The organism is Ruoffia sp. FAM 26255, assembly GCF_045528525.1.
Lineage (GTDB): Bacteria > Bacillota > Bacilli > Lactobacillales > Aerococcaceae > Ruoffia > Ruoffia tabacinasalis.
This window is the reverse complement of record NZ_JBGQQX010000040.1, coordinates 1-24,235: the sequence shown is the minus strand read 5'-3', so window position 1 is coordinate 24,235 and position 24,235 is coordinate 1. Positions and strand designations below refer to the sequence as shown.

The following is a 24,235-nucleotide window of genomic DNA, read 5'->3' as shown; positions in this document are numbered from 1 at the left end:
ATGAGACTAAAAAGTTTTTCTTTAGCTTAGAAAATCGATTAAAATATTTTAATTTCGATAAAGTGATCCAAAATTGAAAAATAACGACTAGAATAACTCAATATTTAAAAGTATGAATTATTCAGGTTTATATCTAACTGTTAAGAAGTATGCTGGCCTGTATATGTAATCCTATGCTACACTCAGAACGTTGAAGCAAGTTGATATATCCGAATTAGACATTCAACAGATGGACCGGTGGGCAAGTACCTTTATAGAATTTGTAAAAAAGCCACATGACAACAATATACTACAAGTGGAACAAGTAGACTTTAACTCTGACAAAGAAAATGATAGACCAATTTTATGAATATTTTAAGATCTAATGGGGTTGCTAAGGCAACTTTAGCAAGATGATTGGTTTTATTATACCTGATGCTGACCGAATTATTGCGGATAACTATGCACTATAATTGTAAAACATTAGTTGGGTTAGCCCCGTTTTTGACCAATAAAGGATAGTTTTTAATTCATTTAATTTAGCAGCGGATGGTTACTATTTGTGACCGTCCTTTTTTACAGCTGTAAAGTTAGGAACGCACATAATCCCATTTATGATATCAAATTAAAGCAATAAGATTGGATGCGCTTATGATTCTATAAGGAGTGAAACTTATGATAATTGAGTACCATTACATTTTACTTCCAGTTGAAGGATCACAACAATCAATTGATTCATTTAAACGGAGGATATCAGAAGGGTAAACAAATAGTAAGCTATACTTTGTTCATGTACTAAAGGAAGATAGTGATGATATTCTTGTTTTACAAAGAGAGTCGTTGTTAAACTCACTAGAAGATTATGTAAATAATGAGGGCGTTAGTCTGCATAAAGAGATACTCTATGGAGATCTAAGAACACAAATTGCTGTTGTTTCAGTTGATCGATGGTCCATTGATTTGGTTGTTATGAGGCAATATATCATTGAACAGATGCAAAACCGCATGATAAAGGGTCAGCAATTAAAAGTGAGAAAAGCTAGAAAATAAAACATCATTTTATTTTTCATATCCCGTTTAGAAAGCATGAGTTAGCGACCATAAACGTTGGCTTTAATAATTTAGTATTTATTATAGTTTTTCAATTCTCATTGGCACTTCATCTAAGTAACGAAATGATTTTTACATTTCATACAATCCTTTAATGAAATGCCCGTTGTTATTTTTTTACTTTTAAAGGTACGTACATTCAGGTTTTGTAAAGGACGTGTTATTTGTTATCAACCAATAGACGATTACAAGTAGAAGTAAGTTTACATATCAAGGTACTCAATATTTATTGACAAGCAGAAAACTTTGGCTTATTCTTAAGCGAGAACAAATGATTAATACAATTAAATAGCGATTCCATGTAGGGGGACCAGTATTGCTGGTTGAGATATTATCCGTGAAGATAATGACCCTTAGAACCTGATCTAGTTGACACTAGCGTAGGGAACATATAACGATTATGAAGAACAGTAAATAATACGTATGTGCACCCTAGAATCAGTCTAGGGTGCTTTTTTTGTGTCAATATTAAGGAGAAAGAGAAAATATGAAAACAATAATCCAAGAATTTATTTGTAATCCAGAAGAGTATAAAAGTTTCGATGAAGTAGCCATACAATTGTTCAGGTATCTTTACCAAAATAATCTGGCATATCAACAATATTGTCGAAAAAAAGGGATCGGTCTTAAGCAAGTTAGACATTGGAAGGACATTCCAAGTGTATCGACAGAGGCATTTAAGTCCAGCTTTTTAAGTGTAACTCCTGAAGAGGAATGCTCATATGTTTTTATGACGAGTGGAACTACGAATGGCAATAAAGGAAAGCATTATCACCGTGATCTAGACGTCTATGATCTATCAGCGAAAGAAAGTTTTAAAAATTTTGTAAGTGCAAAGAAATATCCCATGGCAATTTTATTTCCAGATGAAAAAAATATGCCTCATTCTTCTTTAAGCCATTATTTATCGCTATTAAAAGCTGATGGAACGAAAGATTCCGCACATTTTGTGTCAAAAGATGGGTTAGAGTTAGAAAAATTGATTGAATGGACTCAAAAACATGAGCATACGCCCGTAATGATTTTGGGTGCGAGTTACAATTATGTTCATTTACTTGATAGTTTAGAAGACAAAAATAAATCGATTCATTTGCATGAGGATAGCTTAATTTTTGATACAGGTGGATTTAAGAATTTCTCAAGGTCTTATTCAGAAAATGATTTCTATAAATTATTAAAAGATAGGTTTAAAGTCAAGACAAAAATAGTAAATATGTATGGGATGACAGAATTATCTTCGCAATACTATTCGAAGATTGAATTGGGTGGAAAGAATATAAAGCGAGGACCACATTGGATTCGTTTTAAAATTATTGATCCAATCACTGAGCAAGAAGTTCCTAAAGGAGAAATTGGCTTATTAGTACATGTTGATTTAGCCAATATCAACTCTGTACCAGCTATTCAAACAGGGGACTTAGCTATTGAAAGAGAGGGTGGCTTTGAATTAGTAGGAAGGCAACCATTGATTGAATCACGAGGTTGTTCATTATCTGCGCAACAATGGATAGAGGAGTATCAAAATGGTTCAAATTGAAAAAAGTGGTTATTTACCACCGATGGCAAAAGATTTAAAGATTAAGAATCGACAGATTGATTTTCAGGATGTATCAATTTCAGTGCCACATCCTGATGAAGATCAATTGAAAATTTTATCACAGCGAATGAAATCGGTAGGAAATCACTTGACTACAAATGAAATTATCACAGCAATTACTAAGGCGGTCGCAGTGTTATTAGATCGAAAACATCCTTTACGTCGTAAACTAGAAAAACTTCTGCCACTAATTACTGGCTTTAATCACGAAACGATTCGATTAAGTCTGACTCATTCACTGAAGACTTTTAGAGAACATGAATTGATGCGTTGGTTATCTGTGAATTTTGAAAATCCTCTAATCCTTGATCAATTTATAGCAAGTTCTCATGGGGGATTTACCAAGGCTGTTGGACCAAAATTAACGGTACATATTTGGGCAGGGAATGTACCAGTTCTACCTCTTTGGAGTTTAGTAGGAAGTCTATTAGTTAAAGGAAAAGTGATTGGAAAAGTTTCTAGTAGCGAACCTTTATTTATTGGTGTTTTCTGTCAATTATTGGTTGAAATTGAGCCTCGATTAGCAGATAGTCTTGCGATTGTTTCTTGGAAGGGGGGAGATACCGGTCGTGAAAAGATGTTATTGAATGAAGCTGAAGTAGTAGTTGGATATGGTAGTAATCGGACTATATCCAAACTGCAGCAACAAATAGGTCACAATACACATTTCATTGGTTTTGGTAATAAATTAAGTTTTGGTTTTCTACACAAGCTAGTTTTAGATAAGCAAAAAGCAGAAAACTTGGCTAAACAAGCTGCAAAGTCAGTGATTTACTACGATCAGCAAGGGTGTTATTCTCCCCAACTCTTTTTCGTAGAAAAGAATGGACAAACAAGTCCGCATGAATGGGCATTACTATTAGCAGGCAAACTTCAATCTTATCAGAATCGTTATCCTTTAAGAAATTTATCAATTGAAGAAGCATATGATCGCTCAAAATTTTATGAATCAAAAATGTGGGACGATCATTGTAAAGTAATTGTCCCTGAGGATCGCTCCTGGATAGTAAGCTACAGTGAGAAGCCTTTTCTTGAACCAACTCCCTTATCACGGGTGGTACAAGTTATTGCTATTGATCATTGGAAAAGTTTAGCAGAAATCATTCGTGACAAGTCGCAAGTCCTTCAAACAGTAGGAATCGCTGCGCCGACGGATGAATTATTTGACATTGCTTCCGATTGGGGAGCTTTAGGCATTACGCGCGTAACTAGCTTGGATAAAATGGTACAGTTACATGCCGGTTGGCATCAGGATGGTTATTCATTTCTGAAAGAACAGGTTCGGATGGTCGATATCGACCCTTCGGTTGTTTGTTCTTCAGAATTATTCAATTACTACATGGATTAGAGGGGGACATATCATGGAATTAGAGCTACAAAAAGTCTCTTATCAGTATAAAAACCAAAATTTTACATTGAAAGGAATTGATTGGCAGCTACCAACGGGTGAGATTCATTGCTGGTTGGGTCGTAGTGGGAGTGGTAAGTCAACCTTACTAGAGTTAGCAGCAGGGCTAAAAAATCCAACGAAAGGAAAAGTTTACCATCAAGGACACATAGTTACAAAGCCATCGAATAAGATTGGCTTTGTATTTCAAGAGGCTACTTTACTCAATTGGAAGACAGTTTTAGAAAATGTATTGTTGCCGATTCAATTACAACGCGAAATTACGGCAGAAGATATTAATTATGCAGAAGTATTATTAGAGATTCTTCAAATATCAGAATTTGCGGAGCGAATACCATCTACTTTATCTGGCGGACAAAAAAGTCGAGTAGCGATAGCAAGAGCATTAATTAAGAAACCCACACTTCTTTTTCTAGACGAACCATTCGCTGCTTTGGATATCATAACAAGAGAGGAGTTACAAAATGAATTATTGAGATTAAATAAAAGAGAAAAGATCGCGATGCTTTTTGTTACCCATGATGTAACTGAAGCTGCTTTTTTGGCAGATCAAATTGGGGTGATTAGTCAGGGTGAAATGAGTTCTCAAAAAAAATCTCCATCTTGGGAAGAGACAGAGATCAATCGGCGAGATTCTCAAACATTTAGAGAATATTGTAGAACTATTCGTCAATTGTTAGGGGTGGAACATGAATAAGAGAGCTTCGCTACTATCACTGTTAATGGGTGTGTTGTTATTATTCATCTGGGAATTGAGTGCTCAACAGGTATCTGAGCTGATTTTACCACGCCCACTTGCTGTTTTTTCCGTCCTTTGGAAAGGGATTCTCGATGGCTATTTTCTCCCTCATATATTGACTACAGTCGTTGAACTAATCATTGGATTACTAATGGGTGGATTTTTGGGGGTATTACTAGGAATCATCATCGGGGAAAGCCCGTTTTTGAAAAATGTATTTTCTGTGTATATCGTCATTTCACAAGCTATTCCTAAAATCGCTTTGGCTCCATTATTCATGTTGTGGTTTGGATATGGTATGATGTCGAAAATTGTTATTACTGCTTTGATTTGCTTTTTTCCATTATTAGAAGCAACTGCCAGTGCGATTCAACATGTTAACTCAGATCAATTAACTTTGTTTCGTTTGATGAATGCCTCGCGATGGCAAACATTATGGTATCTAAAGTTTCCAGCTGGTTTGCCTACGATTGTTCAAGGACTTCGTGTTGCTGTAGTTCTCTCACTAGTAGGTGCTTTAGTGGGGGAGTTTATAGGCGCAAAACAAGGGCTAGGTGCATTGATTATTGCATCACAAGGAATGATGGATACAACTTTAATGTTTGCTGTTCTGATTCTATTAGCAATATTAGGCTGTATACTATATGGATTAGTTAATATTCTGGAAAATCTATTATGGTATAGCAAGGAGAATAAAAATGAGAAAAATTAAAATAGGGCTAGTGTTAATATTTATAGCAGTGTTAAGTGCTTGCAGTTTTCAAACGACGAATTCATTGACAATAGCCAATTGGAGTCAATTAATTGTTGAACAGACGAATTTATTGGCAGAAGAGGAACATGGATTCTTTAAAGAAGCTGGTATAGACTTGTCGATTATTCCGGGAAATGGCGGACAAGATGCGTTAAAAAATATGTTAACAGGACAAGCTGATATCGCATTCACCGATCCTGGTGCAGTTTATAGTGCTCTCGCTAATGGCGAAGATTTAGTTATTTTATATACGGTATATCCACAAAATGTTTTTAATGTAGTTACGATGGATAATCATATTCAATCTCCAAAAGATTTGAAAGGAAAAACCATTGGTATATATAGTCGGTCAAGTGGAACATATCAAAATTTATTAGTATTATTGCATCAAGCAGGTTTATCAGAATCAGATGTAGAATTATTAGATGTAGGTATTGCTAATTTTTCACCGTTGATTCAGGGACAAGTGGATGCAACAGCCGCAACCGATACAGCCTTAGTTCCGGCCATAAGGGCGGGTTTAAGTGCTCCAAATATTTTTGAAGTGCGAGACTCTTTGAATATACCGAGTGATTTTTTCGTAGTAAAACGATCAACCTACGAAGAAAAAGAAGCGCTGTTAAGGGATTTCATTCTCGCCTATAAAAAAAGTGCCCAATGGATGATTGGAAATCCAGATAGAGCAGCAGAATTAGCCGTAGAGTTAGCCATTGATGGGCGTGATCCAGAAATTAACCGAGAAATTATCAATTTAAGAAATACTGCGAGTTTAGATGAGAATGGTCAGATAGGTAAAGTGGATATTGATGTCATCCAGGAAGGTGCCGATACATATTTTGAATTAGGTCTCATTCCAAAAAAATTAGAAATGAGCCAGTACATTGAAGCAATTGAGGAGTGAAGATATGCTAGAAGGTAAAGTGGTTATCGTTAGTGGTTCAAGTCGTGGAATTGGTGCAACCTTGGCTAAAGGCTTCGCTAGTCAGGGTGCTTATGTGGTTGTTAATTATAATCATAGCAAGGAATCAGCCGAAGAAGTGGCAAGAGCATGTGAAAAATTAGGTGGCCAGTCAATAGTTATTAAAGCAGATGTAACCACAGAAGAAGGTGTGAATCATTTAGTAGAAGAGACGCTACTGACATTTGGAAGAATCGATGTGTTGGTTAATAATGTATTTGCACCCTATATATTCGATGCAGAAAATCGAAAAAAGGCATGGGAAATGGAGTGGCAAGATTATGAGATACAATTACAAGGAGGATTGAAAGCTGCCCACTTATTGGTGCAAAAAGTATTGCCAAACATGACAAACTTTGGGAAAGGAAGTATTATCAATATTAGTTCCAATTTAGTGGAACATCCAGTTATACCATATCAGGATTATACGACGGCTAAAGCAGCAATCATTGGTTACACAAGAAGTATGGCAAAAGATCTAGGCAGTATAGGTATTCGGATGAATGCTGTTGCGCCCGGGCTAGTTTATCCAACCGCAGCAACTAAATCAACCAAAGAAGAACAAAAAGAAATGATAGCAGATGCTACTCCACTGGGAAGAATTGCAGCACCTGAAGATATTGTGGGGCCTGTTTTATTTTTAGCTTCTGATTGGAGCGGCTTTATGACAGGACAGACACTGTATGTTGATGGTGGTTTAGTTATGAGATAAAATATCAGGATAGTAGAATCTTACTGTAAAAGCATATTGCCAAAATAACCTAATTACTTTTATATTACTAATAAGATAATGTAGTGCCCCCCTAAATCCGGACATGGATTTAGGGGAGTACTACATTATCTTGTCTATCATTAAGTTAATTGTGGGTTTTAAACGTCTATTAAAGACTTTCAGAAGTATATACTAGATTCCCGGCATTCCCTCTGTAATGAGAGGTATTTCGGTTTCTAGCGACAAAAGACTCTTTACCTGACATTCTAACCGCTAAACGATCATCTGAATTTAATAAGATGCGTTCAGCCCAATACAAGTTATCTTTAACAACGTCAATCGGTTCTGAAAACGAATTGTGCTGAGTTAAAACAACTTTAAAGTTTTTCTGTAATTTTCTTAATTTCACTAAAGCATCACGATATTCTTGAATTGAAGCACTAGAATCTAAATTTAATAATGTTGGATTCGCACAAGCATCACCAAGCATTGCAACTTCTAATTCGGGGATGATAAAACCCATGATTCCCTTTGTATGACCTGGCAAGTGGACAGGGCGGATTGTTACGCCACCTAAATTAAATACATCCTTTTCATGATATGAGATGTATTTCACGTCACCTTGCGATAAAAAATTCTCTTTAGGGAATGATTTATTAAAGCGACGCAACACGTTATTCATAGTTGAGTGTCTTGTTTCAATCTTTGTTCCGTGCTTTACTAACTCAAATTCACCTTCTGGTAAGTACACAGTATTATATTGTCCATTACCGCCAGCATGATCGGGATGACCGTGACTACAGATGACATCATAAGGTAAGTCAATTAATTCATCTACCACGGACCTTAAGTCTCCATAACCAAAACCAGTATCGATTAAAACAGCTCGGTCTGATCCTTTGACGATATACGAACATACATAAGGCATCTTGATTCGAGTAATTCCCGGAATTACCGGTTCTACTTTAAATAATTCCATATTAATTCCTTCCTTTGAAACTTGTAATATATAGATAGGATTTGTAAATTCACATATGCTAATATAAACTAAGTAAAAAGAGTTTTCAATTATCTTGTTTATATTAAATCATAATAACCTTAAATATTATCAACTAAAAGTTAAAGAGGAGGAGAGTAGCGATGCCAGAAAATTGGTTAAAACGATTGTTAACTCGCTTATTACCAACAGGAATTGGTCAAATTTTATTAATTACGCTATGGATGCAGTTTCCTGGACAAGAAGCAGCTGGTTATCTATTCCTTCTGATACTATTTGCGATTCCAGTTGGGACGATTTCAAATTGGATAATAAAAGTGTTAATAATCAAAGTAATAGGGCACACTCGGTCTAAATTAATAAAAAGTATCATTCCATTCATAATAATTGCAATCATAACTTATGTTTTATACTTATTGTTACTTGTTTCAACCCATAATTTAATATACATTACCACTTTATACGCAATCTTGTCTTTACCTTTACTATTGTTAGAAATGCTGATAATTGTATTTAAACTGAACAAGGGCAACAGAGATGGTAACAAACGAAATATTTAATAAAGGAGTTTTTTTATGTTAACAATTTACGGTTTAGGTCATTGTACGACTACGAAAAAAGCAAAGAAATATTTAGAAGATGAAGGTGTCAGTGTAGATGATATTATCGACATTCGCGATAATCCACCGAGTGAAGAAGTCATTCAACAAGCAATTGCATCAAAGAATGGGCAAGTTCGTAAAATAATGAATACATCTGGGAATCTGTACCGTGAAATGGACTTAAAAGATAAGTTGGATACAATGAATGAATCGGAAATTATTGATCTACTTTCTAAAAATGGTATGTTAATTAAACGACCTCTAATTACAGACGGTAAGACAATGACGAATGGCGCAAAGGAAAGTGTATTAAAAGCAGCTTGGTTAAATAATTAAATCAAACTTAAGAGGTGCCTATGACAACAATAACGATCATTAAACAATTTATATTCCGCTTAATACTCACAGGACTTGGACAGTATGCCGTCATTGAAGGTATTAGAGTGATAGATCCTTCGAATTCGATTATAGAGTTGATTCCCATGATCCCTTTTACCGCAATTTTTTCAACACTAATAAATACGGCATTATTTCATTTTATTGTCTATGCAGTTAATAGATTAACTCGTTTTAGTCACAAAATGCTCGTAACACTTTCTATTATCTTAGGCTTGCTTTTATTATCAATTGTTCTCTTTATTTTCTCGGATAGTTTCTTAGGGTCATTCTCGGCTTATATATTTTTATATACATTACCATTTCTAATAATTGAAACACTATTATATTTTATTCGAAATCGGAAAATTTTATAATGACGCTAGGATAAGATGACACGAACATTATTATCATAGGGGTGGAGATGTTTCAAATAACATTGACTTTAATAATTATAGCTGATATATTAACGTTAAATTATATCATGAAAAAATAATGAGAATATTAAACACATTGAAAAGAAAAGTATATTTATTCATAATTTATAGAGAGCCTCGTAAGCTGGAAAAAGGTAATTATGATAGATAGAAAATGGTCTTTGAGTGGATATATCGAAAGTAGAGCTTAAGATATATACGTCGGCACCCGTTACAGTGTCTCAGTAAATCAATGAATTGTTTACTGAATAAGACAATGAGTTCATCGCTCTTGTAAATGAAGGTGGTACCACGTGAATGAATAATCTCGTCCTTGCGTAATTTATTACGCAGGGATTTTTTAATGAAAAAAATTTAAATTTATCTTATATGATGGAGGACAATATGAATAACAAACATTTAGTATTACAGACAGATTTTGGATTAGTGGATGGGGCAGTCTCAGCTATGCAAGGTGTAGCATACACAGTTGCACCAGAGGTTACAATCAGTAATTTAACACATGAAATTGAACCATATAATATTAACGATGCATCATACAGATTGTTACAAACAGTAGCATATTGGCCAGCCAAAACAGTCTTTGTGTCTGTGGTTGATCCTGGTGTTGGGAGTAGCAGAAGAAGTGTTGTTGCTAAAACAACCGCTGGGCAGTATATTGTCACTCCAGATAATGGATCATTATCACACGTCGCAAAATTCGTTGGGTTAGAAAGCGTTAAAGAAATTAATGAAGAGGTTGACCGTCTACCACATTCTGAGAAAAGTCACACTTTCCACGGACGTGATGTTTATGTATATAATGGTGCAATGATTGCGGACAATGAATCATATTATGAAAATTTAAGTAAAGAGGTCAGTGTCGACTCAATTAAGACTTTAGAAATCGCGGAACCTGAATTACGTGATGGTGTCATTCACGGTGTCATTGACATTCTAGATGTTCGCTTTGGTTCTTTATGGACAAATATTCCATTAGAACTCGTTGAAGAAGCTGGAATTCAAACGGGTGATAAAATCAGTGTACAAATTTTCCATGATGATATTAAAAAGTACGATAACCAATTATTATTCGGACACAGCTTTGCTGATGTTGCAGTTGGTGAGACTGTAGGATATATTAACTCATTAATTCGTTTAGGTGTAGCAATTAACCAATAGAACTTCTCTCAAACATATAATATCGGGACAGGGAATGACTGGTTAATTCAAATTAAAAAAGTAAAAGGAGAATAGAATTATGAATAATAATAATAATTCATCTATAATTAAACTCGTTGCTGTAGGTATTGGTGCAGCTGTCTTCTTCATTCTAGGACGTTTCCTTTCAATTCCTACGGGAGTTCCAAACACAAGTATTGAAACGACGTATCCATTTTTAGCTTTAATGTCTGTCATTTATGGACCCATTGCTGGTTTATTAATCGGTTTAATTGGACATGCAATTAAAGATTTACTTACATATGGTTTATGGTGGAGTTGGGTACTTTCTTCTGGTGTCACTGGCTTTGGTTATGGATTAATTGCAAAACGCTTAAACATTCAATCAGGCGAATTTACTAAAAAAGATATGATTACATTTAATATCGGACAAGTCGTTACAAATGTTCTAGCATGGGGGATTATTGCACCGCTTCTAGATATTCTAATTTATTCAGAACCTGCTAATAAAGTGTTTGTCCAAGGATTTGTTTCAGCTGCTATGAATTCAATTGCCGTCGGAGTATTAGGAACGTTACTGATTACAGCCTATACAAAAACCCGAACTAAAAGTGGAAGCTTAACGAAAGAGTAATTTATATGGACCTTCAAGAAAAAAGAACGCCGATAATCAAATTTGATAAAGTTAGTTTTCAATATGATAGTCAGGCAGAAAAAAATCTCATCGATATTAACTTCGATGTTTACGCCGGCGAAACAATATTAATTGTTGGACCGAGTGGATCAGGGAAATCGACTATTGCTCGTTGTATTAATGGGCAAATACCAAATACATATCCAGGTCAACTTGACGGGTTTGTTTCAGTCAATGGAAAAGAAGTACAAACGAGCTCTATTTTTGACTTATCCTTAGAAGTAGGAACGGTTTTACAAGATACAGATGGACAATTTGTTGGCCTAACAGTTGCTGAAGATATTGCCTTCGCATTAGAAAACGATTGTGTGGAGCAAGAAAAGATGCAAACCATTGTCGAGAATTGGAGTGAAATTCTAGAAATTGATGACTTACTTCAAAGCATGCCGAATAAACTTTCTGGTGGCCAGAAGCAGCGTGTTTCAATTAGTGGCATTCTAGTTAATAATGCGCCTATCTTATTATTTGATGAGCCATTAGCAAACTTAGATCCGGCATCAGGTGCGGATACAATGCGTTTAATCAACCAATTAAGCAAAAAGCACAACTATACAACAATAATAGTAGAACATCGTTTAGAAGAGGCTCTTTTAGCAGATATTGATCGTATCTTTGTCATTGATGAAGGTAAGCTAGTGTTTAATTCATCACCAACGGAGCTATTAAAAAGCACGGTCTTACAAGAAGTTGGTGTTAGAGAACCGCTTTATTTAACAGCGATGAAGTACGCTGGGATTGATATTAATAAATATAATCATGTGAACACTTTCAGCCAAATAAATCTATTATCTGAAGATATCAAGCTTCTTGAAGAGTGGGCGAGTCAAGTGACACACGAAGAAGATTTTAATGAAAAAGATACTATATTGAGAGTCGACCACTTTAATTTCTCGTATAATTCAGAAACTAATGTCCAAACCTTGTCTGATATTAAATTCTCAGTAAATGAAGGCGAAATGATCAGTATTGTCGGGACTAATGGTGCCGGTAAATCAACATTAGCAAAAGCAATTAGTGGTTTTGTGAAGCCAAGTTCTGGGAAAATCATCGTAAATAACGAAGAGATTCGCGATTTATCCATTAAAGAAATTGCGGATACGGTTGGTTTTATTATGCAAAATCCAAACAATATGATTTCAAAAACTATGATTTACGATGAAGTTGCTTTAGGTTTAATTAATCGCGGATGGAAAGAAAGTGACATTGAAGAAAAAGTGTTTGATACTTTAAAAATTTGTGGCTTATATCCATACCGTAATTGGCCAATCTCGGCTTTAAGTTATGGGCAGAAGAGAAGGGTGACAATTGCGAGTATCCTTGTTTTAGATCCTAAAATTCTTATCTTAGATGAACCAACAGCAGGACAGGATTACGCGCATTATACTGATATGATGCAATTTCTTAACCAACTCAATCTTGAAAGAGACATGACTATTCTAATGATTACGCATGATATGCATTTAATGCAAGAGTATACAGATCGAACATTGGTGTTTGATACAGGTAAATTATTAGCCGATACGAATCCATCAGAGTTGTTTTCTAATACTCATTTATTAAAAGCCGCCCATCTTACTGAGACAAGTCTATACCAATTAGGTAAACTTTTACCTTCGATGACTTCAGAAGATTTTATTGGACGCTTTATGCGTTATGAGAGGGGGATGCGCTGATGAGTCAAGAGAATTTATTTGGTTACATCCCTAATAAGACAATCATACATAATCTAAGTGGCTCCACAAAGTTGATTAGTTTTATCTTATTATCCTTAATTGTAATGACTAGCTTTGACACTCGATTTTTAGTGGCAATGACAATCTTTAGTTTAATTTTGTTCTATATCGCACGTATTCCATGGAGAAATATTAAAGTATTAATCTATTTTGTTTTAGTATTTTCTATCTTAAATTTACTTACAATATATATCTTTGAACCAGAGTATGGCGTACAATTGTATAACTCGCGAACAGTGCTATTTGATGGCATCGGACGGTATACAATTACGGCAGAACAATTATTTTATGAGTTTAATGTCGCAATTAAGTACTTTACGACCATTCCCTTAGCTTTAATATTTATATTCACAACAGATCCGAGTGAATTTGCTTCAAGTTTAAATCGAATTGGTGTATCGTACCGAATTAGTTACGCTGTATCATTGGCATTACGTTATATTCCAGATATTCAAGACAGTTTTTTTGAGATTAGACAAGCTCAACAAGCACGCGGTCTGGAGATGAGTCGGAAAACGTCACTAATGAAACGAATAACGCGATCTGCACAGATTATTATGCCTTTAATCTTTAGTAGCTTAAATCGAATTGAAATTATAAGCCAAGCAATGGAGTTACGTCGCTTTGGGAAAAATAAATCAAGAACATGGTATAGATATAGACCTTTTACTAAAAAAGATGTTATCGCCTTGGCTTTGATCGTTATAATTACCGTCATTGGAATTTTATTATTCTTTGTTAATGGTGGAAGATTTTATAATCCCTTTTAATAAACACATATACGAATACATCTGCGAACAGGCAGGTGTATTCTTTTTTGTTGTATATTGATTATATTCATTTTACTATCTTTAATTCTTGCTTATTCTGATGTATGTTTTATAATGAATATAGATAGGTTGGTTACGCTTACAATACAGAGAGGTGTTGATACTAATGTCAAAAATATATGAAAATATACTTTTGCCAGTTGACGGGTCACAACAGTCGATCGATTCATTCAAACAAGGCGTCCGTTTAGCAAGAGAATGGGATAGTAATGTGTATTTAGTTCGAGTAGTGAAGGAAGATGATGGTCAAGATATTCCTAAAGAACAGCGTGAATCACTATTAAACTCACTAAAAGAGTATGCTAGAAATGAAAGGGTTTCTTTAGAAACAGAATTAATTTATGGAGATCCTCGTACTCAAATTGCTGAAATATTAGTAGACCGTTGGTCCATTGATTTAATTGTATTAGGAGCGACAGGTAAGGGTCGTGTAGCGAAGATGCTTATTGGGTCAATTACAGATTATGTTGTTCGAAATGCCCAATGTGATGTCTTAATTAGTCGTTAAACAATTTATGGGACTGCTCTATATCATTTAGAGCAGTTTTTATGTGATTTATTATAATTTATCATACCATTTATCTAACAATCTGATATACTGATGCGACGTAGTAAAGAAAGTAGGAAAATATGAAAAAAATCACATTTGAATCAATGGGCATCAGCTCGGAAATTACTAAAGCACTAGATAGCCTCCGATATTACCAACCAACACCGGTACAACAAGAAATTATTCCACTCGTATTAAATAATGAGGACATTCTCACTGAATCGCAAACAGGAAGTGGTAAGACGGCGGCTTACGGCATTCCACTTTGTGAGCAAGTTATTTGGGAAGAGAATAAACCACAAGCTTTAATCTTAGTACCAACACGTGAATTAGCGATGCAAATTAAAGAAGATATTATGAGTATCGGTCGTTTTAAACGAATTAAAGTGACGGCTGCCTTTGGTAAATCTTCATTCAAAACTCAAAAATCCGAATTAAAACAAAAAAGTCATATTGTAGTGGGTACACCCGGTCGTATCTTAGAGCATCTTCAAGAAGGTACTTTGAATGTAGATGAAATTAAGAGTTTAATTCTTGATGAAGCGGATAAAATGCTGAATATGGGCTTTGTACAACAAGTTGAAGACATTATTGATTATCTACCTAAAGAACGTCAAACGATGTTATTTTCAGCTACAATGCCGTCTGAAATCGAACGGCTCGCATTCTTTTATATGAAAAAAGACCATAAGACAATAAAAATGGAAAAATCAGAAGAAAATACACCTGACATTTCACAATCTTATATTCGAGTTCAAGATTTACCTAAAGAAAAGTTATTGTTGGATCTATTAACAATTGAAAATCCTGATACGTGTATCATTTTTTGTAACACACGCGAGGTGGTTGATGAAGTCGATAGCTATTTAGCAAAAGCTGGGATTCCTATTGATAAATTACATGGCGGAATGGATCAGGATGACCGTTCGGATGTCATGCAGGAATTTAGAATTGGTAAATTACGTTATTTGGTTGCAACCGATGTTGCATCTCGCGGCATCGATGTTGATAACGTGACACATGTTATCAATTATAATGTGTCTTTTGAGAATGAAAGTTTCACTCACAGAACTGGTAGAACCGGTCGTGCAGGGAAAGCAGGTGTTGCCTTAACTTTAATTAGCGATAATGAGATGAAGCGTTGGCAAGAAGTAAGTGAGTATGCTAAAGAAACTGGTATGCAATTTACGGAGATAAACGCACCGAGCAATCGCCAAGTAATGAGTCGTAAGACAGCTTTTGAGAAAAAAATTAACTCTAGACCTGTGTTGAAAACAGCTCGTAATAAAGAACTGAATAAAGATATTACGAGAGTCTACTTCAATGGCGGTAAAAAGAAAAAAGTCAGAGCCATCGACTTTGTTGGAACATTAACGAATATTAAAGGTGTCGAAGCGGAGGACATCGGAATTATTACCATTCAAGAAAATGTTACATATGTTGAAATTTTAAATGGGATGGGTCCGTATGTCATCTCTGAGATGCAAAACCGCACAGTTAAAGGTAAAAAATTAAAAGTTCATAAAGCGAGAAAATAAATATAAAAAAACCAATATCCAGAGTATAATGGCATTGCATTTAACTTTTTCATCTGTATCTCGTTGCAATGTTTTTAATCATTCAAACTTAAAGTCTCTTCAAAATCTATCATGATCATTAATTTTTATATGGTATCTGTTCGAAGCGTACGCTAAGCCTTCTTATTACATTCATCAGCATCAGAATCTGTAAGCTAAATGAGTAATGATCGAAATCTATTAATAATCCAATCGAGTGGTAGTATCTATATAAATAATGATAGATACTCGCCATTGGAATTTAGTTACTATTATCTAAAAGAAATGCTTGAAAATATTATGGGATTCCATGAAACATATATTGCACGTTCACAAGGGACTACAATACAACCCATCGATGAGCAACAAATACTGAGCGATGCTGTTAATGATTTAGAAGATGTGTTTCCTAAGTTTTATAAATGATTTATAACACTGCCGCATAAAAATGAAAGTAACAAAAAACATAGTGAGACTCTTTCGAAATTTAGAGCACTCACTATGTTTTTTATAATGCTAAAATTATATGTTGATTAATAGCGTTTTAGCCATGTATTAGGTGCAAACAAAATTATCATTGGAAATATTTCTAAACGTCCCATGATCATAATGAATGATAGGAATATTTTGATAAATGGGCTAAAATGAGCAAAGTTTTGAGACGGTCCCACAATGCCTAGACCAGGTCCAATGTTATTAAGGGTTGCTGCCACAGTACTAAAAGAGGATAGTAGGTTTGGAGTTTCTAAACTAATGACAAGCACCGCCACAATAAAAATAATAATATAGACCACCAAGTAGCTCAAGACTGTATTGGCTAATTTAGAGTCAATACGTCGACCTTCATAATCGATAGCAACGACGCGATTAGGTCGTATTGTTTGTTTTATTTCTGCCCAGCCTATTTTAACTAAAAGCAAAATACGTGAGACCTTCAAACCACCTGCTGTTGAGCCAGCCATTCCTCCAACAAACATCAAAAGAATGAGTATTAACTGAGAGAATAAAGGCCAATGATCAAAGAGGGCAGTTGAATAACCCGTAGTCGATATAATGGAAGCAACCGTAAAGAAACTATCACGAAATGCATTGCTAACACCATAAGATGTTGAGATTAAATTTATTGAGATTAAAAGCACAGCAATCGCAATAATCGCTAGAAACCAACGAAGTTCTTCACTTTTTAGAATTCGTTTCGCCTGATGAATATAGACTAGATAGAACAAATTGAAATTAATACTGAATATTATCATGCCGATACTTAATATCATCTCAACTGTAAAGCTATCATAAGGAGCAATACTTCCATTCAACACTCCGAAACCACCCGTTCCTGCTGTCCCAAAAGCCAATAATATCGAATCGAAAAATGGTAAACCGGCAAGATACAAACAAACTAGTGTAATCATCATGAAGGTAAAATAAATGAAATATAAAATTCGAGCCGTTGAAGACAATCTTGAAACAAGTTTACCAAAGGTTGGTCCAGTCATTTCAGCCTTCATGATATGTACAGAGGAAGACTCGGCTTTTGGCAATATGGCTAATGCGAAAACTAAGACTCCCATTCCACCTACAAAGTGGCTGAAACTACGCCAAAATAACATCGAATGTGATAATACCTCGACATCTAACAAAATACTAGCACCAGTCGTTGTAAATCCACTCGCCATTTCAAAAAAGGCATCGATGAAGGAAGGAATCTGCTGACTAAGAACAAACGGAATCGCACTAAAAAAAGAAATTAAAATCCAAGATAGAGAAACTATCGTAAAGCCTTCTCGCGCATAAAAAGTACGTCGATGCAATTTTGTTCGAGATAGGGCAAAACCAATAACAAGAGTCACTAGAGAAGTACCAAGAAAACTTGCTATATTTACCCAGCTTTCTTGGTAGATTACACTGACGATCAAAGGTAATAACATCAGGCCAGCCAGAATCATTAAGATATTTCCGAGTGTATAGCGGATAAATTGTGTATTCATTATTGCCTCCTTACCTTAAGATATCATCAATGTCGTTAAACGCTTTATGTTTGGTCACGATTAGGACATGATCATCAGCTAAAATAACATCCTCACCCGTAGGATAAATCAGTTGAGAACCCCGTATTATGTAGGCAATTAATAAATTGTCTTTTGTATTTAAATCTCTTAGCTTGATATTCACAACACGACTACTTTCTTTAACAAGAAATTGCAAGGTCTCAACTTGATTATCAGCAATTCGAATCAAAGCCTCTACATTAGATGCTGTTGCATTTCTTAATGAGCGAACGTAACGTAAAATCTTGTTTGTTATTAATCGTTTAGGTGTAACAATGGCTTGTAAGTCTGAATCACCTAATATTTTTAATAAGTCAGTTCGACTTACTTTTGTCATAACTTTTTTAATACCTAAAGATAGGGCGTACATTGAGTTGATAATGTTTTCCTCGTCGATACCCGTCAAACTTAAAACTGCGTCAAAGCTTTCAATACGTTCTTCTAATAACAATTCTTGCTCCATACCATCACCTTTAATTACTACTACTTGTGGGAAGCGGTGACTAAGATCTAAAGCTTTTTCTTCATTTAATTCGATGACTTTTATATCGATATCCATTTTACTTAACAGATGAAGCGTGTAATAGGTCACACGGCCACCGCCGATAATTAAAACCGACTTAGTTTTCTCTTCACGGTAACCAGCTTTGAAATAAAAGTTTGCTAAATCTTCTCGAGATCCCGTAACATAAACACGATCCCCAACTCTCAAGACTGATTGCCCACTTGGAATAATTGTTTGTTTATCATGGGTTAGGGCGCAAATTAATACCTCACCATATTCATTTCTAAACTGATTTAAAGACTGATCGACCAATGGACTGCCGGCTTTAATTTCTAGCTCAACTAAATTCACTCGCCCTTTACCGAATTGTTCAATACTGAGTGAATGAGGAAACTCTATAATTTTGGTAATATAACGAGCTGCCACCATTTCTGGATTGATAACCAAGTCAATACCTAGGCTTTCACGAACGAATTCAATATGATTTGTATACTTAGGATTTCTTACCCGAGCAATAGTATATTTGGCACCAAGTTGCTTAGCTATAATAGAACTTATGATATTTGTTTCATCTTCAGGAGTCACAGCTATAAACATATCACACTGTTCAACGCCAGCTTCGACTAAGTTATCATAATCCGCTCCATCACCGACTAAGCCTGTAATATCATTCTTATTAATAATACGATTCAATCTTTCAGAATTAGCTTCGATGAGGACGACATTATTATTCTCCAATGCTAGTTCTTGGCAAAGAATTTCACCAACTTTACCTCCACCTATAATGACAATATCCATTTGACGATTCACCTTCGTTTTCATTTATTTTTAAAATTTAAATTAGTTGAATATTAGCACTTTGACCTGATCATTAATAAACATGCAATAAAAAGCGTATAATTGCAAGGTTTATAAGGATAAATTCTAGAACTAATAAGACAGTCATTTTAAACTATCTAAAGCAATATTACAATAGTTTCATCAACTTATAAAGAAAATACAAGAGGCAATATCACAAATCATTATTTAGATAAAAGAAGGCGGTTACACGATTATGAAATCTTATCATGGATGTAAAAGTTGATCCAAGTTCAATAAACTATTTTTGCGATGAAATATAAAATGTTTCTACAAGAATTGTGCTTATTTAAAACACTAAACAAATGTAGTGACGTATAGGTCGAAAATTTCAGGATCAAAGAAATATTTATATATTTTCTATCATTAGCTAATGTAAAATAAAGGCTCTGATTATTATTACGCATAAGACTAAGCATAATAATCTAAATTAACCTTAGAATCGACATATATATTTATGACAATGGGAAAGAGAGGGATGAACTATTAAATAGCAAAAATATTGGATAAGTTAATTTTTATTATTGAGTTTACATAATATATATTATCGAACTTATTTAACGAAGATAACCATATTACTAAATCTATTGGTTAATATCGTGGCATATGAATTGTATTATAACTTCAATTATTTTATCATTAAAATAATCACTCCGTTGCATTTATATTTTATAAAGGAGAAATTTGATATGAAGAAATCATTAAAGAAATTATTAACTGTTTCATTAGCCGCTAGCGTGTTATTTGGCACAGACTTACATATGGTTATAGCTGAAAACTCCTCTGAAGCCAGCTCAGAACAAATTGAAAATTCTGAATCTGAAACTGATACTCAAATGGATGGTTTGCCATTAATTAGTAAAGCAGATTTAAATGAAGCCAATGGTCAGGATGGAAATCCAGCTTATGTTGCTGTATTTGGATATGTATATGACGTTACTGACATTGATGAATGGGAAAATGGTGAACATAATGGTGCTCAAGCCGGTACCGATGCTTCGAGTTTTTTCCCTGTTAAGTACTTTAAAAATTGTTGGAAAACATGTGGATTATGTCTTTTCTGAGGATGAATTAGCTAATTTTGATGGTAAAGATGGAAATCCAGCCTATATTGCTGTAAATGGTACGGTATACGATGTTACAAACTTTGGTGCATGGGCAGATGGTGAGCATCAAGATATGGTAACTGCTGGTACTGATGCAACCGATCTTTTTGAATCTGAATCCCCTCATGATTCAGAATTTTTAGATGCCTTACCACTAGCTGGTCGTTTTGAATAATATTAAATCAAAGAAACCCCAGTCCGATTATATTCAGACTGGGATTTTTTGTTTATAATTCTATGAAATCGTTTTCCTCATCATTGAATATTGATATCACTCCGTCACCAATACTATAATGCCAACCATTTAACGTTAACTGATTTTTTTCAACCCGATCTCTGATATTCTCATAAGTCATTAGATTGCTTAATTGTTGAATTACATTTAACTTTTCAAGTCGATTAGCCTTAACTGTCATATCTTCATCTGGTAACTCTTTAGATACTTGTTGACGTAAGCTTTCTAATTGTGAGATCCAAATACTAGTATATGGCAACTCCTCAATATTTTCAGGAGGATTAATACTTGCTGCACACCCACCACAATTTGAATGACCACATATAATAATATTTTTCACATTTAAAACTTCGACCGCATATTCTATAGCAGATGTAGTGGAAGCATATTTCACGCTCTGCCCTGCTGGTGGGACAATATTAGCAATATTTCTAATATGAAAAATCTCACCTGGATATGCTTGCAACAAGCGTTCTGGACTCACTCTAGAGTCAGAACAGCCTACAAATAATGTATGGGGTGTCTGAATTTCACTGAGTGATTCATATAAATCCTTGTTTTCTTTGTAATCTTGTTCTTTAAATTGTTTCAGTGCTTTATATAAGTTTTTCAATTAACAAAACATCCTATCTTATTAGAATAATATTAAGTTTACTCATCTTAAATTAGAGATGCAAATTTTATTTATTTATATCATAGCAATGATTCTCTCAGCAACTTCTTGTGTGTTTAGTGTTTCGGTATCAATCGTGTAAGTAGCACAAGTTTCATAATATATTAACCGCTTCATGTATAAAGCTTTTAGTTCCTCTGTTGTTCGCTTCTTAGCAATTGGTCTTAAACTCATTTTGCCATTATTTATCCGGTGGTGTAATGTTTCAAAATTTGCTTTTAAATAAATTACATTTGATGTCTCTTTTAGTATCGCCCTGTTTGCATAGTTTTCAATACAACCGCCTCCTGTAGATATGACTCCAGGAATTGAATAGTATTTTAATAAAAATTGATGCTCAAGTTGTCTGAATTGTGTTTCACCATACTTATCAAAATAGTCAGATAAAGGCATTTGTATCTTTTTGATAATTTCTTTATCTAAATCATAACATGGTATATTCAATGATTTGCTTAATGTTTGGGCAACAGTTGTCTTCCCTGCTCCCATAAAGCCAATTAGAATCATAGTTAACACCTCAATTTTTGTCTGTTTTTTCTGTTTGAGACATACGTTCAATTTCATCAAAGAATGTTGGATAGCTGATATTCACACAATCAGCATCCTCTAATTCAATAGTTTCATTTGCAGGAATTAGAAGTCCAGCTATTTGTAGCATCATACCAATTCTGTGATCACCATAACTGTTTACTTTTGCTCCTTTTAAAGGAGTTGGACCGTGAATAATTAAGCCATCATATGTTTCTTCAATGTTTGCATTCATTTTCCTTAATTCTTTCGCTACTGCTTGAATTCGATCTGTTTCTTTAACACGAAGTTCGTGAGCATCTTTTATTATTGTCGTCCCTTGAGCTTGTGTTGCTAAAAGTGCAATAACTGGGATTTCATCAATTAATCGCGGTATGATTGATCCAGAAATATTTGTAGAGAGTAATTGACTCGTTTCAATGCTGATGTCTGCACTGTAATGATTCGGCAGTATGTTTACAATTACTTTCCCACCCATAGCTTTAACAACATCTAAAATTCCTGAACGAGTATTGTTAATCCCTACATTTTTTATTTCGATGTTACTATTTGGTAATAGTAAACCAGCGGCAATAAAGTAAGCTGCCGATGATATATCACCAGGGACATCTATATCTTGCCCAATGAGTTGTTGCCCACCCTCTAACATGATTGTCTTACCTTTTATATTAAGAGATACACCAAATTGCTCAAGCATTTCTTCGGTATGATTTCGTGTTGTTTCCTTCTCTATAATAGTGGTCACACCTTCTGATAAGAGTCCTGCTAATAATATTGCTGATTTAACTTGAGCACTTGCGACGGGCATCTCATATTTGATGTCTTTTAATTTTTCAACGGGTTCAATAATCAAAGGAGGTAAAGTCGTATTTGCAAACCCTTGTATATTTGCACCCATACTTTTTAATGGATTGATAATTCTATCCATCGGTCTTTGACTTAGGGACTCATCACCAATAAGCGTGCTTTTAAAGTTTTGACCCGCTAATAGACCACTTAATAGTCTCATCGTAGTTCCAGAATTCCCTGCATATAATGGCTTACCCGACTCTTGTAATTGTTTAATTCCTTTTCCATGAATAATCACTGTGTCTCCATCATCTTCAATTTCCACGCCAAGTTGTCGCATTATTTGAAGTGTATTTAAACAATCCTCTGATCTTAAAAAACCAGTAACTTTTGTCATACCTTCAGCAATGGAGCCCATGATTATTGCTCGGTGTGTGATGGATTTATCTCCAGGAACGGATAATTGAAACTGAATATTTTTTAATGAACCTTTTAATCTTTTAGCCATGATTGTCTACTCCGTTTTGCCACATTTCTGGATTTTTACTGTATTCTCTGTAAGAATTCACTGCTTCTTTAAGTTCTATGAAACTATCGTGAGGAAATTTTTCTAAGATTGCTTGTGTTAATTCAGTTGCAATTACCGCTTGAGCTACGACGCTTGCTGCTGGAACAGCAGTCGTATCACTTCTTTCAATATTCGCTTCGTAATTTTCCTTTGTATAGATATCCACACTTTGAAGGGGTTTATATAATGTAGGAATAGGTTTTTTCACACCACGTATTACGACAGGCATACCATTTGTTATTCCGCCTTCTAAGCCACCTAAATGATTACTCAATCTGTAGAAGCCTCTCTCTGGTGTATAAGCAATCTCATCCATCACTTCACTACCGAATCGTCTTGCTATTTCAAATCCATCTCCTATTTCTACACCTCTAAATGCATTAATACTCATCATAGCTTGTGCCAGTCTACCATCTAGCTTTTTATCAAATTGTGTAAAACTACCTAAACCAATTGGCAACCCTTCTGCAACCACTTCTACAACGCCACCTAAAGTATTACCATCTCGTTTTGTTTGATCTATCTTTTGAATAACGGCCTCTTCTTGACTTGAGTCAACCATCTTAACAGGGGATTTATCTGCAACTTTTCGAATATCAGTTAGAGATAATATTTTGATTTGTCAAATTAAGCTAGACAAAACTGCTTCATCTAAGTAACTCAAAAATACTTCCAACGGTGTTCGGTAGTGTAAGGATTTCCGTGGAATCGTGTTCCGTTTGTGTGCAATCGATGA

Annotated in this window: 24 protein-coding genes, 2 pseudogenes, 1 riboswitch and 1 other annotated feature; of the genes and pseudogenes, 18 read left to right on the top strand and 8 right to left on the bottom strand. The window is 34.7% G+C overall.

The annotated features are described in order from the left end of the window. The first annotated feature begins 819 nt into the window (after positions 1-819). The 7 genes from ACEN31_RS08390 to ACEN31_RS08360 all read left to right on the top strand — a co-directional run bounded on the left by ACEN31_RS08390 (position 820) and on the right by ACEN31_RS08360 (position 7,257). On the top strand, positions 820-1,029 hold the full coding sequence (locus ACEN31_RS08390) for a hypothetical protein (protein WP_407094174.1): 210 nt from the start codon (positions 820-822) through the stop codon (positions 1,027-1,029). A 353-nt stretch (positions 1,030-1,382) separates the two neighbouring features. Further along, positions 1,383-1,493, top strand: a riboswitch (TPP riboswitch). 83 nt (positions 1,494-1,576) lie between these two features. Further along, entirely contained in the window at positions 1,577-2,626 is a 1,050-nt protein-coding gene (locus ACEN31_RS08385) for a hypothetical protein (protein WP_407090815.1), read from the top strand. Then, a complete protein-coding gene (locus tag ACEN31_RS08380; RefSeq protein WP_407090814.1) occupies positions 2,613-4,034 on the top strand; it encodes an acyl-CoA reductase in 1,422 nt (473 codons plus the stop codon). The genes ACEN31_RS08385 and ACEN31_RS08380 overlap by 14 nt, the downstream gene beginning before the upstream one ends. Positions 4,035-4,047: 13 nt before the next feature. Then, positions 4,048-4,791 carry an ABC transporter ATP-binding protein gene (locus ACEN31_RS08375; protein WP_138403385.1) on the top strand — a complete coding sequence of 248 codons (744 nt, stop codon included), beginning with the start codon at positions 4,048-4,050 and terminating at the stop codon, positions 4,789-4,791. Next, positions 4,784-5,545, top strand: coding sequence for an ABC transporter permease (locus tag ACEN31_RS08370; protein WP_138403386.1), 762 nt, complete (start codon positions 4,784-4,786; stop codon positions 5,543-5,545). The genes ACEN31_RS08375 and ACEN31_RS08370 overlap by 8 nt, the downstream gene beginning before the upstream one ends. Then, complete coding sequence (locus tag ACEN31_RS08365) at positions 5,532-6,488, top strand: ABC transporter substrate-binding protein (RefSeq protein WP_138403387.1); 957 nt, start codon at positions 5,532-5,534, stop codon at positions 6,486-6,488. Before ACEN31_RS08370 ends, ACEN31_RS08365 begins: the two co-directional genes overlap by 14 nt. Before the next feature lie 4 nt (positions 6,489-6,492). Next, a complete protein-coding gene (locus ACEN31_RS08360) occupies positions 6,493-7,257 on the top strand; it encodes an SDR family oxidoreductase (protein ID WP_407090812.1) in 765 nt (254 codons plus the stop codon). 169 nt (positions 7,258-7,426) lie between these two features. Here the strand turns inward: ACEN31_RS08360 and ACEN31_RS08355 are convergent, their stop codons facing one another. Continuing rightward, positions 7,427-8,236, bottom strand: coding sequence for an MBL fold metallo-hydrolase (locus tag ACEN31_RS08355; RefSeq protein ID WP_407090811.1), 810 nt, complete (start codon positions 8,234-8,236; stop codon positions 7,427-7,429). Between the two features lie 161 nt (positions 8,237-8,397). Between ACEN31_RS08355 and ACEN31_RS08350 the strand changes: the two genes are divergently transcribed. From ACEN31_RS08350 to ACEN31_RS08310, 9 genes and pseudogenes are all read left to right on the top strand, one after another. Continuing rightward, the gene (locus tag ACEN31_RS08350) at positions 8,398-8,814 is read left to right on the top strand and encodes a hypothetical protein (protein ID WP_407090810.1); all 417 of its coding nucleotides are present in this window, start codon (positions 8,398-8,400) and stop codon (positions 8,812-8,814) included. A gap of 15 nt (positions 8,815-8,829) precedes the next feature. Next, positions 8,830-9,192, top strand: a complete 363-nt coding sequence (locus tag ACEN31_RS08345) for a Spx/MgsR family RNA polymerase-binding regulatory protein (RefSeq protein ID WP_407090809.1) — start codon at positions 8,830-8,832, stop codon at positions 9,190-9,192. Between the two features lie 543 nt (positions 9,193-9,735). Further along, positions 9,736-9,986: a binding site (T-box leader), on the top strand. Between the two features lie 66 nt (positions 9,987-10,052). Then, positions 10,053-10,904, top strand: a pseudogene (locus ACEN31_RS08340) (S-adenosyl-l-methionine hydroxide adenosyltransferase family protein). Positions 10,905-10,908: 4 nt separating this feature from the next. Then, complete coding sequence (locus tag ACEN31_RS08335) at positions 10,909-11,463, top strand: ECF-type riboflavin transporter substrate-binding protein (protein ID WP_407109161.1); 555 nt, start codon at positions 10,909-10,911, stop codon at positions 11,461-11,463. A gap of 5 nt (positions 11,464-11,468) precedes the next feature. After that, a complete protein-coding gene (locus ACEN31_RS08330; RefSeq protein WP_407109160.1) occupies positions 11,469-13,196 on the top strand; it encodes an ABC transporter ATP-binding protein in 1,728 nt (575 codons plus the stop codon). Next, entirely contained in the window at positions 13,196-14,026 is an 831-nt protein-coding gene (locus ACEN31_RS08325; RefSeq protein WP_407090194.1) for an energy-coupling factor transporter transmembrane component T family protein, read from the top strand. Before ACEN31_RS08330 ends, ACEN31_RS08325 begins: the two co-directional genes overlap by 1 nt. Positions 14,027-14,192: 166 nt before the next feature. Continuing rightward, entirely contained in the window at positions 14,193-14,594 is a 402-nt protein-coding gene (locus ACEN31_RS08320) for a universal stress protein (RefSeq protein ID WP_407109159.1), read from the top strand. A gap of 122 nt (positions 14,595-14,716) precedes the next feature. Next, positions 14,717-16,174: a DEAD/DEAH box helicase gene (locus ACEN31_RS08315; RefSeq protein ID WP_407109158.1), complete on the top strand. Its 1,458-nt coding sequence runs from the start codon at positions 14,717-14,719 to the stop codon at positions 16,172-16,174. A gap of 273 nt (positions 16,175-16,447) precedes the next feature. Next, positions 16,448-16,618 carry a hypothetical protein gene (locus ACEN31_RS08310; protein ID WP_407109157.1) on the top strand — a complete coding sequence of 57 codons (171 nt, stop codon included), beginning with the start codon at positions 16,448-16,450 and terminating at the stop codon, positions 16,616-16,618. Between the two features lie 107 nt (positions 16,619-16,725). On the opposite strand, the gene ACEN31_RS08305 is transcribed toward ACEN31_RS08310, so the two are convergent. Both ACEN31_RS08305 and trkA read right to left on the bottom strand, forming a co-directional pair. Next, positions 16,726-18,177, bottom strand: coding sequence for a TrkH family potassium uptake protein (locus ACEN31_RS08305; RefSeq protein ID WP_407109156.1), 1,452 nt, complete (start codon positions 18,175-18,177; stop codon positions 16,726-16,728). A gap of 10 nt (positions 18,178-18,187) precedes the next feature. Then, entirely contained in the window at positions 18,188-19,540 is a 1,353-nt protein-coding gene (trkA, locus tag ACEN31_RS08300) for a Trk system potassium transporter TrkA (protein WP_407109155.1), read from the bottom strand. A gap of 749 nt (positions 19,541-20,289) precedes the next feature. On the opposite strand from trkA, the gene ACEN31_RS08295 reads away from it, so the two are divergent. After that, positions 20,290-20,664, top strand: a complete 375-nt coding sequence (locus tag ACEN31_RS08295) for a hypothetical protein (protein ID WP_407109154.1) — start codon at positions 20,290-20,292, stop codon at positions 20,662-20,664. Further along, on the top strand, positions 20,645-20,881 hold the full coding sequence (locus tag ACEN31_RS08290; protein WP_407109153.1) for a cytochrome b5 domain-containing protein: 237 nt from the start codon (positions 20,645-20,647) through the stop codon (positions 20,879-20,881). Before ACEN31_RS08295 ends, ACEN31_RS08290 begins: the two co-directional genes overlap by 20 nt. Before the next feature lie 52 nt (positions 20,882-20,933). Here the strand turns inward: ACEN31_RS08290 and ACEN31_RS08285 are convergent, their stop codons facing one another. The 5 genes and pseudogenes from ACEN31_RS08285 to ACEN31_RS08265 form a co-directional block, all read right to left on the bottom strand. After that, positions 20,934-21,554 (bottom strand): carbonic anhydrase, encoded by a 621-nt coding sequence (locus tag ACEN31_RS08285; RefSeq protein ID WP_407090203.1) that lies wholly within the window; start codon positions 21,552-21,554, stop codon positions 20,934-20,936. 75 nt (positions 21,555-21,629) lie between these two features. Further along, positions 21,630-22,121 (bottom strand): shikimate kinase, encoded by a 492-nt coding sequence (locus tag ACEN31_RS08280; RefSeq protein ID WP_407109152.1) that lies wholly within the window; start codon positions 22,119-22,121, stop codon positions 21,630-21,632. A 10-nt stretch (positions 22,122-22,131) separates the two neighbouring features. Beyond that, positions 22,132-23,439: a 3-phosphoshikimate 1-carboxyvinyltransferase gene (gene aroA, locus ACEN31_RS08275; protein ID WP_407109151.1), complete on the bottom strand. Its 1,308-nt coding sequence runs from the start codon at positions 23,437-23,439 to the stop codon at positions 22,132-22,134. Next, positions 23,432-24,112: a chorismate synthase gene (locus ACEN31_RS08270; protein ID WP_407109162.1), complete on the bottom strand. Its 681-nt coding sequence runs from the start codon at positions 24,110-24,112 to the stop codon at positions 23,432-23,434. Before ACEN31_RS08270 ends, aroA begins: the two co-directional genes overlap by 8 nt. A 9-nt stretch (positions 24,113-24,121) precedes the next feature. Next, a pseudogene (locus ACEN31_RS08265) lies at positions 24,122-24,235 on the bottom strand (IS30 family transposase); the annotation flags it as partial.